Below are 18097 nucleotides of genomic sequence, written 5' to 3' on the forward strand. Positions count from 1 at the left end.
GCATTTGATTATGTCACGATGTTAGTTCAACAAGTGTTAGCAAACATGTCGCTAATACTACAGCAGCCCAGTAGTTTTGCAAATTATTTTAATGCTAAGAATTATCACATTTCTAACATTAGTCAACCTGATAATGATGCGGTTAACTTAGCTTTATTGCAATCTGTTATAAAAGATATGGATATTAGATCGATACGGGTTAATGACATTGATATGCCAGCATTACCGGATGTGGAAAGCCGTAAAAATAAGCAGCTTGGTTTTGATCAAGATGGTCAACCGGCCTTGTTTGAGCTTAATGAATTGGGGGTGATTGACTATATTTTAGTCGATTCATTCGAAAACGGATTTGAAATAACAAGCCGTTATCATGTATTGCATTATGAGAAAGAAGGTAGTTATTACCTATGGACAGGTAAATTACCAAAACAGGTTTCTGAAAATTCTACCCCTGAGTCGACAGGTGGGATAGAGGCTGGCGCCTGGATACAAACAATCGTTAATTCCTACACAAAAGGAGAAATTGATAATCAATTTATTAAAGTTAAAGATAGCAGAGCTGTGCAATTTGCTACATTAGATTTAGTGAGAACGGATAATTATGCTGGCATGTCAATAAAAAATAATGTCCAATGTGTATCTTTATCTGTTTCTGGTAATAGTGCCTATACTCTGGTGGCTCAAAATAATAATAACTGCCATTAAGTATTCAATAATATTTCCCACTTATTCAAGTAAATTAGCTGCTACCAATACTTTAGATAATATAACTGCTTATGGATTTAACGCTATTCATCCTACCAGCGACGCTGTTATCCGATTAGGAGCAGATAAAGGAGACTATGACTTAGTTTGTGCAAGGAGTAACCATAAATTTTTTATCCGTAATAATAACACGCATCAAGTTATTTATTTGCCAAAAAAGCAAGGAACATTTGCTGTGCAAGAGGATAATTATAATAAACAGGAGATTGATGCTAAATTAGTTGGTACTCAATGGAGCGCTAAAAAAGCAGTAAATGGCTGGATGCAAGCGCCTTACACCGGCATAATTATTCAATGGGGATGTGTTGCTAGAAAAAACAGTGCAAGAAATTTCTTTCCTATCGCTTTCCCTAATACTTTGGCCAGCAGGGGAGTTGTTAATTTCAATTCTAATTCAAATCTTACCGAATTGTATACGCCTAATATATTCGATGCAAATAATAGTGGATTTACAATGCGCCAAACTAAGGTGATTAATGGTAGTAATGCTTCTCCATTAGTTGATATGAGATGGATTACAATAGGATGGTAAGGATGGAAAAAAATAGTGTTTATTATTTTAGCGCAACAAAATTATGTTGGTTATCTGAATCATTGAAAGATAGTTATATCAGTGCGGGGACTTGGGATGATGACGCGACTAAAATTCCGTTTAGTATATATAAAGAGTATGCACTTTGCGTGCCGCCGGAAGGAAAAATGTTAGGTGCAGATAAAAATGGTGCACCGATTTTGATTGATATTCCATCTAAAACTAACAATGAATTAATCAAAGAGGCAGAAAATACAAAAATTGAATTAATGCAAAATGCAGCAGGGATCATCGCACCCTTACAAGATGCCATTGATTGAAATATAGCAACCGATAAAGAATATAAGAAATTAATGGAATGGAAAACCTATCATGTACTATTAAGTCGTATAAATTTATCAATTGCGCCTAATATCGAATGGCCAAAATTGCCAAACTAAAAAAGTTATTTTATTTATGATATGAATAACATTTCCACTATTAATTTATGGAATACTATTTTTAATTATGATGAAAGTTATTTAATTAAAATAGTAAAGCTAATATAATAATATAAATTGCTTTTGATCTAATAGCTGATTTACAGTAATTTGTTATCTATTAGATCAGATTAAAAATAGTTTATTTTTAGATAATAAAAAACAGCAGGTTATTGAAATTTATTTTACAATTCTCTATTAGCAATCTTTTTTTATCAAAGGAAATTTATCCTTATCTGGTTTCGGCTATCCTAGCTCAGTATCTTTGCATCACTATTTGCTTAAAACGGTATTATTCCATTTTATTCAGACAGCATCTTTGATTCATTTTTCAGTAATTAGACACATATTTTTTTGATCCATATAAATTTCCCCACTATTTTGTAAAAAGATTAACTACTTTCACTCTATATGTAGACAAAATAAATAATATTTTTATATATTTACTAAATGTTGTCAATATGGTGAAATTATATTATCTAATAAATTTATTTTTTCGACATAAATCTTTTTTTTTCATTTAATTAACATTTGGATGTTTATTTCTTTGATAGTAGATAATGTTATGTTGATTGTGATAAGCCATTTCTTGAAGTGGATATTAAATTAAAGCTTATGAAATAAATATATGAGTATTTAAAAATAAATTGATGATAAATAAAATTACCTTAATAAAATAATAATCAGATTAGTTAGCACTGTTTCTGTAATGCCAGAAAATTGGTTTGTACTTTTTATTTATATTGTATTTGCTCACTTTATTGCTTTTAGTTTTAAACGCGGTTTGCAGTTAGCTAATTAGAGTGGTTTTCATCATACAGGAGTAGGTAGTTATGTCGGAACATAAAAAATTTCGCTTTTATCAGCCTCTAAAGGGCTTCAGTCATACATTTGGTGATGAATGGTTTGCTCTTAAGGCAGAAGCGTTTGCGTGTTTTTTGGCACCCCTGGTTTTTAGTTGGGCAAACTGTTGTTGTGGCTGTATGGATCTACCTTAATATAGCTGGGATAACAAAATTTGATCCCTATCCATTTATTTTACTGAATTTAGCTTTTAGTTTGCAGGCAGCCTATGCAGCTCCGTTAATATTACTTGCTCAAACTCGTCAATCTGAACGTGATCAAGCACATGCGATTGCAGATGCTCAACACAGAGAAGATTTAGCTGAAGCAATGGCACAGAGATAATCTATTGCGGAATATAACGCTGAACAGTTATTTGTATTACTTCAACAAAATACAGAGTTAACCAAATTAACCAAAGAAATCGCCGAGCGCATTGAAAACTTAACTATTCAATTAGAAACCCGTACCCGCAAATAAAAATTATTTAGAATAATGGTAAACGGTAGTCTTTTATCTAACTGTCTATTCTTAAGTTAAGGACAACTTATTTAGTTAAGTATATCTGGGGCTTTTATGTAAAGCATAAAGTGATGATATAACTGGCGTAGTGTAATAGAAAAGACGGCGTTTTAGCCACTGAGTATCTTCTCTTTCTTTGGTGCTAATTCGCCCTAATCGCGAAGTTTCTGGTTGGCAAGCTTTATTCATACGGCGCTCTGTTGTATAGAGATAATTAAATCCCAATTCTTTTGCAATTTTGGGCGTAGTCTCGAGCATAAAATCCTTGTGGCCAACATAGATGCTGACTGCAATAACCAAGTTGTTGGATAAGGGTATTACGGCATTTTTCAATATTTGTAATTAATGCTGCATGACGTCCTTCAATATTAGTTTCTAATTGATCCCAACGTAAATGTGAGTGAGTGTGATTATGGAATTCAATTAATTCAATAGCTTACATATGTTCAATTTCTGACCACCTTAGCATAACATCATCGGCTTGGCCGTTACGGATTTTTTGCTTCACATTCACGGTGTGAATATTCAATGTTAGATAGTTTTCTAACCTGGCCATTGCATATATCTTTTGTAATCAGAAAGATACTGGTTTTTAGCTGCAATCGTTCTAATACAGGAAAAGCGTAAACCCAATTGTATAAATAACCATCATCAAACGTGATCATGACACTCTTTCGGGGAAAAGGTTTTCCCTGATAAAATTATTCTAATTCATGTGCAGAAAGGGTTTTTCAGCCGCTATTAGTGAGACATGTCATCTGTTGGGTGAAAGTTTTTGGTGATAAAGTAACTAACCCGGGAGACGGGCTAACATGATCATACATAAGAATAGGAATAGTTGTTGCATTCATTATATTAATAAAATCATTGATTAATATGTAATTAACTATTTTTACTCAATTGTTAGCATAATAGCAAGTATTTAAATATCGCATAAATGTTAATGTTATATAATTAATCGATCAAATAATTATAAAAAAAAGAGAATATTAGTAATTTTTGTAGTTATAAGACAAATAGGATTAGCTGCCAGCATCAGTTTATAAACTAGCTATCAGTACAGAATTTTTATTTAATTTAAATAATTTTAATTAATTATTTGTTCGCTCCAGAGAGGCTTTATTATGAGAATTAATATCAGATACTTTGCCAATTTGTAATAGACGGAATAAGCATGACTCGATTGAGAATTTTTGGATTACCTGAAGTTGTCCTCGTTGTGCCATTTCTTGATATTTTTTAGGTTGTTGCAGAAAATCATCAATAGCTGCTACCCAATTGTTGATATTAGATGGTGGTAGTAATAGTCCATTGTTTTTATGTTGGATAATATCAGGTAGCCCACCCACATTACTAGCAAAGACGGGCACAGCAAAGAAAAGTGATTCAACCGCTACCATACCAAACGCTTCCTTAGTAGAAGAAATTACGGTTAAAGATGCATATGAATATACGGCAGAAGAAGGAAAAACAATACCGGCTAGGAGTGTTTCAGGTTCTAAATCATAGTCGATAATTTTTTTCTGTAATTTAGCCTTACAGGCGCCATCACCAATAATTAAATAACGAAATGAAAGGCCTTAACGCTTTAATTGGGCGAGTGCTACTAAAATAATATCATGTCCTTTTTCTTCTCTTAGCATACCGACTTGAATTATTATTGGCGCTGTTCCATTGTTTATCCAAGTTAAAATACTATCAGCGACAGGTGTATGATTTTCGGCAACCATTTTAGAAAAATCAAATCCAGTATGAACAACCTTCACCTTTTGTAGCATACAACCAGATTGCAATAATGTTTTCCGTATTGGTTTGCTGGGTACAATGACGTAATCGAATAAATAACTCATACTGAAGGCTTTTATTTTACCTGACAGATAGGTTTTTTGTCGCAGTACACATGGTCGTTGTTTCTTAGTTAGAGTTTTTACTGCGATGGCAAGGTTATTCGCATCATGGCCACTGTGACAAACTGCTAGAATTGTTTGCTGCTGGCGTAGTAGTTTGCGTAGACGTATGATTGACGTAGGATGAGCACTATTAGTAAATGAAACATGATAGATAGGAATGTTGTTTTTTTTTGCTTCATGTGCAATATGGCAAGCTAAAGTTACGGTTAAAGCCTCGATGTATTAGGCTTTTCATTTGTAGTAAAGCTTGAGCTTCTTGGCCACCAAAGTTCATCGAAGATTCGGTATAGATAATGGATGTATTCATAATATACCCTGATAATTAGCCCATTTGTTAATTGACTTGCTATTCAATTAACAAAATAAATAAATGACGTAATATTCTAATTTTTATGTTATTTTGCCAAAAAATTTAGCGTTAGGAATTAGTCATCTGTAATAAAACAGTTCTGCATATAATGTTATAACTTTGTTAAACCAAGGCACTAAAGCATAATGTGTTAACTATGCTTACTTTAACTAATTGTAGTATTTTTTATAGTGATTTTCCCTCTTATTTTTTCGTAATGTAGCTTTTATAGGATCATTTTCTACATTTTGTGATTATTTGTTTATGATTATAAAAATAATAGAGATAAAGATTGTAATGAGATGATGTTAACACTATTTTGTACATAATTAATGCTCATTTTACTAAATTTAGACAAGTATTATAACCATCATGCAATTCATTGATAATGAATATAAAATTGTTAAAATATTTAATATAATAGCTATCTAAAATGATTAAATCGATAATTTTATCATCGTATGGTATTTTATATTTAATACATAATTTAATTAAATAAACTTAATGGATTAATTGTAAATAACATATTATTACATTAATGTTAAATAATCTGTTGTGTTGTGCCATTGCTCTATTTGTACTCAGCAAAAGGTAAAATAGAAATTTATGTGTAGCTTTATCTGTTTTGTATTAAATACTTTATTTATATTTTTTAGTTAGAGGTTAAATGATGAATATTTTTATGAAAAATTTTATATTATTGTTACTAAATGTGGTTTTATATTTCTATTCAGCTTTTACTTTAGCTATATCATCGAAACTACTTACTTCACCAGCCCCTAATGTATTGTGTGATAAATACATATGTACTGATAGAATTGAAGGAGTATCAGCCAGTTTAACAGAAAAATATTTAGGCAAAATACAAGCTAAGCGCTTATTGTCTTAAGATATCATTTGATAAAACCACCTTTACATTTGATAATGGAGTTTTTTGTGACATAAAGGATAAAAAATGCTACGTTGATAGATATTTTAATGACAAAGGGGCACGACGCAAATTGTGTCAGCAATACACAAAAAAATTATTTAGTAATTGAATATCAGTAAGAATGGCAAATGGGTTATATTTGCTTTTTATAAATTCAAATATGGTTTTAGAAACGATATTGTAAAGTTAAAATTTACTTGTTTAATTTAGTATTTTTTTAGTTAAAAATCGCTTACTCTTTTAAAGTAAGTTTTGATATTTTTATGGTTATCGAGTTGTAAAATAGAAGCATGGGTTTTAAAAATAAAAAATTTATCATAAAAATTTTCTATTTAAATATAAATTCAGCGTAAGTTATTGATATAAACCATCAATAATTGCATTACAATAGCTTAAGTCTATCATACATGAAAGTATTGATCGTTTATATCAATTTTTTATATAATTATTTTAGGTATGATTTATTTGATAATTTTTTTTTGGTTTTATTTATAATGATCACATTAACTAAGATTTATATTTTCTTTTTATGTTTATTACTTGATGTATTAAATTTTACTCAACTTGAGGACAATTAAAAATGTACCGCTAACGCATTTAAGCAATATGGTATCTACATTGTTAATAGTGTTAAATCGTCAGCTGTTCTGAGCTATGATTTTTCTGATTATCGGTATTTTGTGTTTACCATAATTAGAAAAGTTATAGATAAATATTTTATTAGCATAATTTTTACTAAAGCATATTAAACAATAAAAATAGCTTTAGTCTGAACCAGCATTATTTTATGGCATGATTGGCGCCAACACTTAGGGATTATTACTATTTTTACATAATGATTTTTTGCAATATGAGTGTTTTTTGTGAAAATTTAATAATGGTTAAGGCACAGATATAAAAGATAATTTTAAGTCACTTAATAAATTTTTAATAATTTTGATTGCTAATTTATCGCTCATATAATTCATTATTAATTAATAATGAATTATATGCTTAGATGTTGATTAAAATAAACACTATTTAAAATAATGCTTTTTTTACTCTCATTTATGAGATTAAGATAAGTCATCTTATCAAAAAATATTTTTTTGCTTGTGTGTTTAAAGCCAGTCATTTTGGCGATGTTGGTTTTTTTTGCAATTATGTGAAAATTAAATTTTATTAATTTAGTAATCGAGAATTTTTATTTTATATAATAATAGATATTATATATATTATTATTTTTGTAATATTAGTATTGTAATTAATACGTTGTAATTGGTGTAGTGTTTTATTTTTTTTGTTACTAACATATTGCCATAATTGGTATATTATTCTGATTGTGATGTCAACTTGTTAAAGGCATGTAAAGGATTATCTGATATTGAATAAATATTAATTATGTTAATGATTATGTTGCTTGTAATATAAGAAAAATTTATTACATACAAAATGTATTGCTAAATACCATCATATTTCATGTAATTGAAATGGAAATTAATAAATATTCTTAAAAACAAGAAAAGTCAAAATTTTATGGTAAATGAAATTTATTTTTAATTGACTTTATCTAAATAAAGTTATTATTAATAAAATAAATTATAATGAACTTTAAAAGAGCGTTGAAAACATGAAAAAAAGATTAATGATATGGCTTCTTTTAACTTTAATATCGCCAGTAAGTTATTCGTTAGAAAAATTTCAAGATTATGAATTGACTCAGGTATTAATTTTAAGTAGGCTTAATTTAAGAGCACCAATAATATATTAGGATATATTAACCCGTGCAACAAATAAACTTTGGCCTATTTGGCATACTAAAGATGGAAATCTTACCAATAAAGGCCGTCAATTAGAGATTTATATGGGAAACTACTTTGGGTCTTGGTTTGATAGAGTAGGGCTATTGCGGCCAGATCAATGTCCAGACTCAAATAATGTTTATATTTATGTGAACAATCTACAGCGCACTATTGCCACAGCCCAATCTTTTATTACTGGCGCTTTTCTTGATTGTTCGATCAAAGCTTTTTATCGAACAGATATCGCTAAAGGAAAATTCGATCCTATTTTTGATTTAGTTATTACTGACAACAGTGCCGAATTTAAACGGCAAGCCATAACCGCTATGACAGAAAAATTAGCACATTTGGATTTAGCTGAAGCTTATAAACAAGTTTCAACTATTTTGGATTTTAAAAATTCAACACTATGTAAAAAAGACAAGTTGTGTGATTTGATTAGTACCCCTAATAAGATGATTATTAGTGCCGATAAACAGCCACTTGTGTTTGGACCATTAGGATTAGCGACAGCCGCAGTAGATGTATGTGATCTGCAATATTACCAAGGATTTGCTACAAAAGACGTTGCTTGGGGAGCAATTAATACACCCGAGCAATGGAAAACACTTAATAAAATTAAAAATGGCTATCATGCAGTTGCATTTACAACTAAAATTGTTGCTAAAAATATAGCTAAGCCTTTATTAAACTATATAAATTCGCGTTTTGTTGAACAAAATAAGAATGAAGGATCAAAATTACTGATTATGTTTGGTCATGATGCAAATATTGCATCAGTCATGTCTGCTCTGGATTTTGCCCCTTATCAGTTGCCTGAACAATATGAAAACACACCCATTCGTGGCAAATTAGTGTTTTAGCGCTGGCATAATAAGAAAACTAATAAAGATTATCTAAAAGTTGAATATATTTATCAGTCAGTAAATCAATTGCGCGATGGCACGCCATTGACATTAAATACCCCCCAAACAGGTCACTTTATCGCTTGAGAATTGCCAAATTGATGAAAGTGGCTTATGTAATTGTGGCGACTTTGAAAAGAGCATGCAACAAGCATTAAGATGATAAATTTAATGTTTGATTAAGTAAAATGAAGGCAGCGTGGTTAACGCTGCTTTTCTTAATATTCACCAAGAAAGAAAATATTTTGCTAGCCATTTTAACTAATTATAAAGATTAATACTTATTGTAATTTAAAGATAATATTAATTTATGTTTACTTTAATATCGATATTTAGCCAAATACCCTTCGATTTTTTTATTTATTACTATTCAGTTTTGATGTTAAGTATAATCTTAAATAATCAATAATTTAGTAGTCAAACCTCATTCCTGCTTACAACATATTTTTTCTGGATTTATAGGATTTAAAGTATCAGCAAGCGATTAGCATAAAAAATAGTATTATTTTACCAGGTAATATATACATTAAAAAATTGAAAACTGATATAGATAGTTATTTTATTAACAAAATAGTGAATAAAATAATTTAATAACACTAAATTATTTTAATATCACAGAACATTTTCTAAAACAGTTGTTACTGTAAATTAATCAAGCCATATTTTAGTTAATATAATCTTGTATTAATGTATTTTTTGTATACAAATCATAATCTGCTTAAATATATAAATAGTAATTTTTACAAGTGTATAAATAAGGTGTATTTGACATGAAAAAAATAGTAACTCTGATAATAGCAGCATCATTAACTGGCTTTTTTCTAACATCTCAGACTACTGAAAATTGTCCGGTATTAAATAAAATTGCAGGTGCTAGCGGTGTTTTCCGCGCAGATGGAATAAATGTAGAGTGGCGTGTAGTGTTGCAAGGCATTATTGCAGAAAAAGCAGCGGTACAATCTTTTGAAATGGCACTTGCAATACAGGAAAGTCAGTCGGCTCCTAGCAAGTTTCAGCATTGTACCTATTTAGTTGGTGATGATAAAACCCTAGATATGAAGTTTGTTTTAAAGAATGAAAATGAAAAAGAGTTTACCATCCAAACTGTAGGGAACCTATGGAAAAAAGCAGATGGGCCTTTTGGACTTATTGATGATTCCTGTGAAAAAACTGCGCCAGAGAATTGTATATTTACAGTTGATCATTAAAATATCCTTTTAAGAATAATTTTTTGGTTTTATCCCAGTAAGATTGCTTCAATTTGTTCAAAGCAACTGATAGCAATTTTATGGTAAACAGCTATTGATTTTATCGATTATCTGTTTTATTTGGACGGAACCTTTATTTTTAATTTAGTCGAAAACGTCAATACTGTTTAAAAAAAGAAGCTGATTAATAAAGGCTAAATGTTCTATTAAGCGGATTTTGGTTTTAGCCTAATATGAAATAGTATAGATTTTACGCTTCCATATATTTATTAATAATTAATTTATATTAAGTAATAGTGTATGAATAATTTCGGTATTGGTAATAAACATGGTTATATTCGATTATCAAGTGACAGTTTTATGAATGCTACAGTTAGGATATTAGCCACACTAACGCATTATCGGATAAATTGGCTAGTGTAAAAAATAGTGTCGCTGCTAATTATCAACCAGATAATTCATGCATGGAAAACTATGGACGTAGTAATCGAGATAATGGTAAGCATACAATGAGAATGGCAATAACTAAGCTTTATGAAGTGGTTACTAATTCTGATAAAATAAATGTTAATAAAAAGGATTTAGATAAACTAATTGATAAAATGAATCATAATGACGTTAATTATTATGATATAAAAAAACAAGTAACAACTGTAGGCGAATTAAAAGTCTTGCATCGAAGTATAGTAACAAACATAGCTGAATCGCGAAATTATCACTTAAAAGATAATAATTAGTATGCGATAGCGATTAAATAGCAGTTATTTTAATAAGCATTTATAAAAGATTAATAATTGCCGATATTAAAATAGCAGTAAAAATCCCCAATACCTTGCTAATTATTTCTTTTGTTAAAAGTTCACTGTTTGCTTACGATGGTGAGCGGTTATTCTTAGCAAAAAGGGAGCGTAGTTTTTGTAATTTGGCAAGGGGATTATAGCTAAACAATAACTGTTCTGTTGACCTTCATTCTGTCAAAAATTTTGATGATATTTTTCTGCTGGACACCATTTTTTAAAAGACGCTAAGGTCGTTACTATCGATGCTGCATAGGTTTGTTGGGCGTTGTTTATTGCTATTTCGGCGGCCTGTTTTTGTTGCGCAGAGGTGAAGAAAATAGCGAAACGATATTGGCTACCAATATCATTGCCTTGTCGGTTTAACTGAGTTGGATCATGGGTAGCGAAGTGGATAGCTAGCAACTCATTATAATTTACTTGTTGTGGATCAAAAGCGATGCGAATAGCTTCTGCATGTCCTGTATTACCGGAGCAAACCTGTTCATAAGTGGTGTTTTCTACAGTTCCGCCGGTATATCCGCTTTCTACCGATTTTACACCAATTACCTGTTTAAATATCGCTTCCGTACACCAAAAACATCCCCACTAATTACTGCATATTCAATAGTCATTGTCTTGTAAGCTGGTAAATAAAGTTAGAATCAATTAATACGATTTATCAAAAAAGATGATAGTTATTTTTGTCATATCAAATGAGTCGTCTGAACCTAGTTTATTACTGTAATATAGTTTTAGGTTGATAGCTATTCTAAGTGGCTAGCTTATGGTTTTGATGCTGAAAATAGTCAAGATTTTGATTTTTATTCGTTATTAATGGCCCCCTTAATTTTTCGATTGAGGGGAAGGAATTCATCATTTAGCCTAAATTGTTTGTTGATCGGAGTTTTGTAGCATTTTTCTGATAGGAATAATTAAGATTGCCAATACCGCAGCGCAAATTATTAGGGCAATAGAAACGTGGGAAAAGAGGGCCGGCATAGACTGTAACTGTTCTTTATTGATATTTCCGCCCATAATTCCTGCTACCAGATTACCTAACGCGCTAGCACAGAACCAAAGCCCCATGACTTGTCCACGTATTTTTTAGGCGCCAGTAGTGTCATTGTTGCTAGTCCAATTGGACTTAAACATAATTCACCTAAGGTTAATAATAATATACTGCTGATTAACCAAATAGGTGAAACATTGACATTATGCATGATAACTATGTTTGCGGCTAACATCATAACGGCAAACCCAGCAGCAGCAAATAAGATACCTATGACAAATTTTGTGGTACTAGTCGGGTTTATACTGCGCTTAGCCATTGTTGGCCATAGCCAACTGAATAGCGGGGCAAGTGTGATGATGAAAAGCGCATTAATTGATTGAAACCAAATAGTTGGAATTTCAAAGCCATTATTAAGATGGCGATCAGTATAGTCACGCGCAAAAATATTAAATGAGGTCGGTTTTTGCTCAAAAGCTGACCAAAAAAATGTCGCTGAAATAAGTAGGATGAGGCAGACCAATAAGCGCATCCGCTCATTTTTATTTAATCCTGCCAGGAAAAACATATAAATAAAATAGAGGCTAACAAAGGTTGCAATGATATAAGCAAAACTTTTGGCCATAATGGTAGCATTAAATGGCACGATATCGGTCTCAATAAGTATCACGATAGCGGCCAATAATACCATTACAAATGTGATCATTTACCAATGTTTTTACGCTTGACGGTTGGTTGTTCCCAACTAGCATCAATACCTGTTTTTTTACTGTAGCGACGCATTTGAGGGACAGCAGAAAATCGGAAGATAAGTAGAGCAACCAGCATCCCAATTCCACCAAGGCCAAAGCCGATATGCCAACCATATTTTTCATAAAGTGGGCCAATAATTAACGGTGCAATAAATGAGCCCATGTTAATTCCCATATAGAACAGTGAAAATCCGCCATCACGGCGTGTATCATCTTTTCTATACAGAGTGCCAACCATAACAGTAACACAGGTTTTAAATAAACTTGTCCAAGTACATGAAGAGTAATCCGATAAAAAATGGGCTATTACCTCAAATTGCAGAAAACGCGATGGAGAGATGGCCTAATGCAATAATTAGTGATCCATACCAAACGGCTTTACGTTGCCCAAGCCAGTTATCAGCTAACCATCCACCAGGGAGTGAGGTAATATAAACTCCACCGGCAAAAATACCAATAATAGCTGATGCTTGCTCGATTGTTAATCCCATTCCTTCTTGCAATAAGGTTGCACTCATAAAGAGGATCAACAGTGTGGCCGCACGCCGTAAAATGAAAAACGCTCCCACATCTCAGTTAAGAAGAGATAGCTCATAGGATAGGGATGACTAAAGAAAGTTTTAGTTACTATGCGTTGCATCTAAATATTACCCATCAATACTCTACCAGTGAAATTATAAAAGTAAAAAATATTAGCCTTAGGTTGTAAAATATTATCTTTTTCAGTTCAAATATTGCTGTTAATCCAATATCGTGCAATATTATTTTCTGTTTGATTATGAGAAAGCTATATCTACTTTTATTTAAACCATTTTTTATAAAAAAGTCGACAAAAATATTGTTTTTCCTATCTTAGATAGATTAAAAACAGAAAATATAGTTATTATAATTTTTTGAATTTAATTGTTGTTAAATTTTAAAAACATATAAATCAATAAGATAAATGTTTATTTTCTGATTGTTATTATATTGTTTATAATAAAATTAATTTGAAGTAAAAAAATGATAAAGTTATTATTTAATCACATATTAGGGTAATATTTTAGCATTTAATCAATAGTTAATTTAATGATAGTGGATTAGCAAAAAATTGTCTGGATAAGCCTAGTGACTGGTCGGATAACACAGTCACTGATAGTTTTATTAATCGTGTATGTTATCAAGCCCACCATAAAGCGATGGCATATCTTTGGGTCTGGTTTTAAATCGACGATGTAGCCACATATATTGCTCGGGCGCTTGCATAATCTGTTTCTCAATCAATTTATTCATAAAAGCTGCAGTAGAAATTTCATCCTGCTGTGGCAAGTGGGTTATTGCCGGTTGGATAAGCAATTCATAACCTTTTGCGTTAGCTAACCGCCTGGGGGTAAAAGGTATTATGGCTGGATCGGCAAGTTTTGCCAGAATATGGGTACCGATAGTGGTAGAGGTATGTTTGACAGCGAAAAAAGGCACAAAAACACTTTTTCTTGGTCCATAATCATGATCTGGCGCATACCACAAAATTTCTCCGTGTTTTAGGCTGCGTATCATGCCCTTTATATCTTTGCGATCAAGCATAAATTTATTAGAGCGTAACCGTCCTCGGGTTTGCAACCAATCCATTACTGGATTGTCGTTTGGGCGATAAACACCAATACCAGGATTTAATATACCAAAGATACGAGCACCTAATTCGAGCGTTAGAAAATGAATTCCTACTACGGTGATCCCTTGCCCTGTCTGCTGAATTTTTTCAATATTATTCTGCCCTTTAATTGTAAACCAGCGCTGTATTCGTTTATCAGACCAGAACCAGGCCATACCTGTCTCAAATAATCCCATACCTACCGATTCAAAATTTTTATCGATCATTTGCTGGCGTTTCTGCGCACTCATTGCCGGAAAGCAGAGTTCTAAATTACGCTCTGCAATCTGTAGGCGTTTTTTTAGAAAATATTTGGATAACCGTCCAAGGTGAGTTCCTAGCCAATAGATAACAGGATAAGGCAGTAAAACCAGTAAATAAAGGAGCACAATTCCTAACCATGTTAGCCAATATTGGGGATGTAAATATGAAATTTTAAAAGGAGTTACTTTTATCATCTGCGTTTTGTTTAGTCAGTATTAATATTATCTATTGTGACACTTTTTTAGCAAAGCTAAAACTATAATTGTATATTTAATCGCCATTCACTTCTTAACATTGGTTTGCTTTAAGAGGGGTTTACTATACGTTTTTCCGTTGATGAGGGCGATATTCTGTAATTTAATATGGTCTTTCTTTTTTAGCAGTTGGTATAACTTATTAAAGATCATATATTGAAGTATTTTATCAATGATATCAGGTATAAATGAAATAAAAGATAGTGAGCACGAGAATGCTTGGTCGTGCTTATTTTAAATAAATACAAAGCAAGAAAATTGATATAAATTAAGAATAAAATTAATTATATTATTTATAATATGATTAAGTTGTATTCTTTTTTTAAATAGAAAATATTTTAATTATTTGATTATATATATATTTAAAAATATTATAAACAAAAAAAGTTCAATTCAATTATTAACAAAAATTTTTTCAGTAATGTGTCTTTTATGGGAATATACAGTGCTATTACTAATTCCAAATTTTCTGGCAACAACGTGATTAGGTACTGCATTCATCCAATTTTTGATAATTTTTTGCTCTTGATAACTAAAAATAGATGCATTGTCATTAGATAAATAAGTGATATTTTTTAATATGCTATTAGTTTCTATTAAACGTTCTAATACATGATTTAATATTTTTTAGACATAATAAGACATTAATTTTTTAGTAAGATGTGCCGATTCGTGAAAGGGTAAGGAGAATCAAGATAAATATAGAAACGTACATTATGTAGTTTTTCAATAAATGTTTGTAGTTGATTACAATACTCTGCATGATGACAATAATGTGTTAAATTGGCTAAAACAACATCAGGAGAAAAATTATTAATATGATTAATGGCAGAGTTAATATTATCTTGACTAATAAACTGTAGTTTATTGATTTTTGATAAATATTCACTGATGCCTAATCTTGTATAATAACATTCGTCAATGATTAAAACTTTCATTACAAAACATCCTTGTCTAGTAATAGATAAACGATAAATTTCTTATTGATTTCTTGCTATAATTTAAATAAGAAATAACGATAAAATTTTGTAAATGTCTTACTGTTATATAATTAAAATATCATAGTAAGTTTTTAATTGAATACCCATATTAGCTTAATATTGTTTATTAATTGATTTAGTTTATTTATATAATTTAGCTTTATTAATAACGCTTTTCAGAAAGTATATCCATTATCTTTCTGGATTTTTATTAGTTTTATTGTTTATTTTATAGAATTTTTTGCTAAACAGATTAACTAATGTATGATCTTATATTGATTATAAATAATATATTGTTAGTAAAATAAACCTCGATAATAGGGTTATTTTTAATGAAATAGCTGTTTTTTAAGCACAAATCATATGATAAAAGATGGCTGTGGTTGATAAATTAATAATCAACCATTGCCATGGTAACTTTATAGTAGAGAATTATAGTACATTGATTTCCCAATTAGCATCTTCATTTGCTAAAAAAGGAATTAAATGATTTTCACCTTGGGAAATTTTGTCAGGGATAATTACTTTTTTACGTTTAAGTTCAATAAACCCTTCATTAACAGGTAAGCCATAAAATTTAGCGCCGTTTAATGAACAAAACGCTTCAAAGTTTTTATCGCATTCATTTCATCAAAAACGGTAGCATAAGCTGCAAGGGCAGTAGGCGCATTAAAAATACCGGCACAACCACAGGCAGACTCTTTTCTATTTTGTGTATGAGGTGTAGTATCTGTGCCAAGGAAAAAGCGTTGACAACCTGTTGTTATTGCTTCACGTAATGCTTTTTGATGGATGTCGCGCTTTAGAACAGGTAGACAATACAAATGAGGTTTGATGCCACCAACTAACATATGATTTCTATTAAACATTAAATGTTGTGGTGTGATAGTCGCAGCCAGCTTTTCATTACCAGCAAATACATATTCAACGGCTTCTATAGTGTGGTAATGTGTGTTCAAACACAATTTTTAGGCTGGGGAAATCTTTTCTAATAGGTTCCATCGTTTGATCAATAAAATAGGCTTCGCGATCAAAAATATCAATATCATTGTTTGTGACGTCACCGTGAACTAATAGTGGCATACCTATTTTTTCCATTTTGGCAAAAACGGGATAAATATTGGCTATCTTTGATACACCATACTTAGAGTTAGTCGTTGCGTTGGCTGGGTAAAGTTTACAGGCAGTAAATATCGCCTGATTAAAGCCTTCTTCTACTATTTGGGAGTCAGTGGAATCAGTTAGGTAGCAGGTCATTAATGGTGTAAATGAATGTTCTGCAGGGGTCGCGTCAAGGATCCTTTCTCGATAAGATTTTGCTTGATCAATATCAGTAATTGGGGGTACCAAGTTTGGCATAACAAGTTTTAATATATCATCATCTCTAAAATGAACATGCCAGTCGTCTGGGCGGCGAATTTTAATAGTTGTCGTGATTTGGGTCATTAAATTGACTCCATCTTAAAAGTAGATAATGAAAAAGATGAGTTGTGAGTATGTTAACTAGAGATGATAAAGCAAAATAGCTATATTAAATAGCAGATTAACATGTATCAAACTAATAAGTTATAAAAGTAATAACAAAAGTATAAGTTAAGATTGTTTGGCTCCTCCAACTGGACTCGAACCAGTGACATACGGATTAACAGTCCGCCGTTCTACCAACTGAACTATGGAGGAATTGCCCGCGCGCTTCACAACGAGCGGAATAATAGCGAGACTTATCTTAGTTGTAAAGTGTAAAAATGAAAATAATCACTGTTTGGTCATAAGGTAATCAAGAACCAAGATTTTAGATTTAAAAATCCGAGTCTTATATCGTAGAAGCTTAAAAAATTGACCAAATCGAGAGTTGTATTTTTTATTAACTAAAAGAATTGGATGAAAACAAGTAAATTTTGGTGGCGTATAATTAATGGTGTGTTAATTAAATACTAAAAGCCCGCAAGATGATTGCGGGCTTTTAGTATTTGGCTCCTCCAACTGGGCTCTAACCAGTGACATACGGATTAACAGTCCGCCGTTCTACCGACTGAACTATGGAGGAATTAAGCAAGCTAAAAAAGCTGGCTGCATACTAACGATGTCCTGCACCACTGTCAACGTTAAAAATATAATATTTTTACTGTTTGTTTATACTGTAACCACATTGCATCAAAAATAAACTATTTATCTGATATTATATGAGTTTTATACGAATTATG

At 31.1% G+C, this 18097-nt stretch carries 12 protein-coding genes, 2 tRNA genes and 6 pseudogenes; 9 read left to right on the forward strand and 11 right to left on the reverse strand.

Going from position 1 to position 18097, the window contains the following annotated elements; genetic code table 11:
• The first annotated feature begins 18 nt into the window (after positions 1-18).
• From ARADI_RS01365 to ARADI_RS01380, 4 genes and pseudogenes are all read left to right on the forward strand, one after another.
• Entirely contained in the window at positions 19-705 is a 687-nt protein-coding gene (locus ARADI_RS01365; RefSeq protein WP_119710910.1) for a tail fiber/spike domain-containing protein, read from the forward strand.
• On the forward strand, positions 662-1297 hold the full coding sequence (locus ARADI_RS01370; protein WP_119710911.1) for a gp53-like domain-containing protein: 636 nt from the start codon (positions 662-664) through the stop codon (positions 1295-1297). Before ARADI_RS01365 ends, ARADI_RS01370 begins: the two co-directional genes overlap by 44 nt.
• A gap of 2 nt (positions 1298-1299) precedes the next feature.
• Positions 1300-1737: pseudogene (locus ARADI_RS01375) on the forward strand (tail fiber assembly protein).
• Positions 1738-2609: 872 nt separating this feature from the next.
• Positions 2610-3099, forward strand: a pseudogene (locus ARADI_RS01380) (DUF1003 domain-containing protein).
• Between the two features lie 75 nt (positions 3100-3174).
• Here ARADI_RS01380 and ARADI_RS01385 read toward each other — a convergent pair.
• The 3 genes and pseudogenes from ARADI_RS01385 to ARADI_RS01395 form a co-directional block, all read right to left on the reverse strand.
• Positions 3175-3995: pseudogene (locus tag ARADI_RS01385) on the reverse strand (polysaccharide deacetylase family protein).
• Between the two features lie 237 nt (positions 3996-4232).
• Positions 4233-4700 (reverse strand): glycosyltransferase, encoded by a 468-nt coding sequence (locus tag ARADI_RS01390; RefSeq protein WP_119710912.1) that lies wholly within the window; start codon positions 4698-4700, stop codon positions 4233-4235.
• 21 nt (positions 4701-4721) lie between these two features.
• Entirely contained in the window at positions 4722-4991 is a 270-nt protein-coding gene (locus ARADI_RS01395; RefSeq protein ID WP_119710913.1) for a glycosyltransferase family protein, read from the reverse strand.
• A 1091-nt stretch (positions 4992-6082) separates the two neighbouring features.
• On the opposite strand from ARADI_RS01395, the gene ARADI_RS17005 reads away from it, so the two are divergent.
• The 5 genes from ARADI_RS17005 (at position 6083) to ARADI_RS01415 (ending at position 10962) form a co-directional block, all read left to right on the forward strand.
• Positions 6083-6289, forward strand: coding sequence for a YcgJ family protein (locus ARADI_RS17005; RefSeq protein ID WP_238149214.1), 207 nt, complete (start codon positions 6083-6085; stop codon positions 6287-6289).
• Positions 6290-6341: 52 nt separating this feature from the next.
• The gene (locus ARADI_RS17010) at positions 6342-6440 is read left to right on the forward strand and encodes a hypothetical protein (protein ID WP_238149216.1); all 99 of its coding nucleotides are present in this window, start codon (positions 6342-6344) and stop codon (positions 6438-6440) included.
• Positions 6441-8174: 1734 nt separating this feature from the next.
• A complete protein-coding gene (locus ARADI_RS17015) occupies positions 8175-8975 on the forward strand; it encodes a histidine-type phosphatase (protein WP_238149060.1) in 801 nt (266 codons plus the stop codon).
• 812 nt (positions 8976-9787) lie between these two features.
• Positions 9788-10225: a DUF3757 domain-containing protein gene (locus tag ARADI_RS01410; RefSeq protein ID WP_119710914.1), complete on the forward strand. Its 438-nt coding sequence runs from the start codon at positions 9788-9790 to the stop codon at positions 10223-10225.
• 410 nt (positions 10226-10635) lie between these two features.
• Positions 10636-10962 carry a hypothetical protein gene (locus ARADI_RS01415; RefSeq protein WP_119710915.1) on the forward strand — a complete coding sequence of 109 codons (327 nt, stop codon included), beginning with the start codon at positions 10636-10638 and terminating at the stop codon, positions 10960-10962.
• 133 nt (positions 10963-11095) lie between these two features.
• Here the strand turns inward: ARADI_RS01415 and msrA are convergent.
• The 8 genes and pseudogenes from msrA to ARADI_RS01450 all read right to left on the reverse strand — a co-directional run bounded on the left by msrA (position 11096) and on the right by ARADI_RS01450 (position 17940).
• Positions 11096-11636, reverse strand: a pseudogene (msrA, locus tag ARADI_RS01420) (peptide-methionine (S)-S-oxide reductase MsrA).
• Positions 11637-11886: 250 nt separating this feature from the next.
• A pseudogene (locus tag ARADI_RS01425) lies at positions 11887-13405 on the reverse strand (peptide MFS transporter).
• Between the two features lie 503 nt (positions 13406-13908).
• Positions 13909-14853, reverse strand: coding sequence for a Kdo(2)-lipid IV(A) acyltransferase (locus ARADI_RS01430; protein ID WP_119710916.1), 945 nt, complete (start codon positions 14851-14853; stop codon positions 13909-13911).
• A 453-nt stretch (positions 14854-15306) separates the two neighbouring features.
• Positions 15307-15414, reverse strand: a complete 108-nt coding sequence (locus ARADI_RS20475) for a LuxR C-terminal-related transcriptional regulator (protein ID WP_369406911.1) — start codon at positions 15412-15414, stop codon at positions 15307-15309.
• Positions 15415-15557: 143 nt separating this feature from the next.
• Complete coding sequence (locus ARADI_RS20480; protein WP_119710917.1) at positions 15558-15851, reverse strand: hypothetical protein; 294 nt, start codon at positions 15849-15851, stop codon at positions 15558-15560.
• A 474-nt stretch (positions 15852-16325) separates the two neighbouring features.
• Positions 16326-17339: pseudogene (pyrC, locus tag ARADI_RS01440) on the reverse strand (dihydroorotase).
• Positions 17340-17497: 158 nt separating this feature from the next.
• Positions 17498-17573 (reverse strand) — tRNA-Asn (locus ARADI_RS01445).
• A gap of 291 nt (positions 17574-17864) precedes the next feature.
• A tRNA-Asn gene (locus ARADI_RS01450) sits at positions 17865-17940 on the reverse strand.
• Between the last annotated feature and the right edge of the window lie 157 nt (positions 17941-18097).

Origin of the sequence: Arsenophonus endosymbiont of Aleurodicus floccissimus (assembly GCF_900343025.1) — a bacterium.
Classification (GTDB): Bacteria; Pseudomonadota; Gammaproteobacteria; order Enterobacterales; family Enterobacteriaceae; genus Arsenophonus.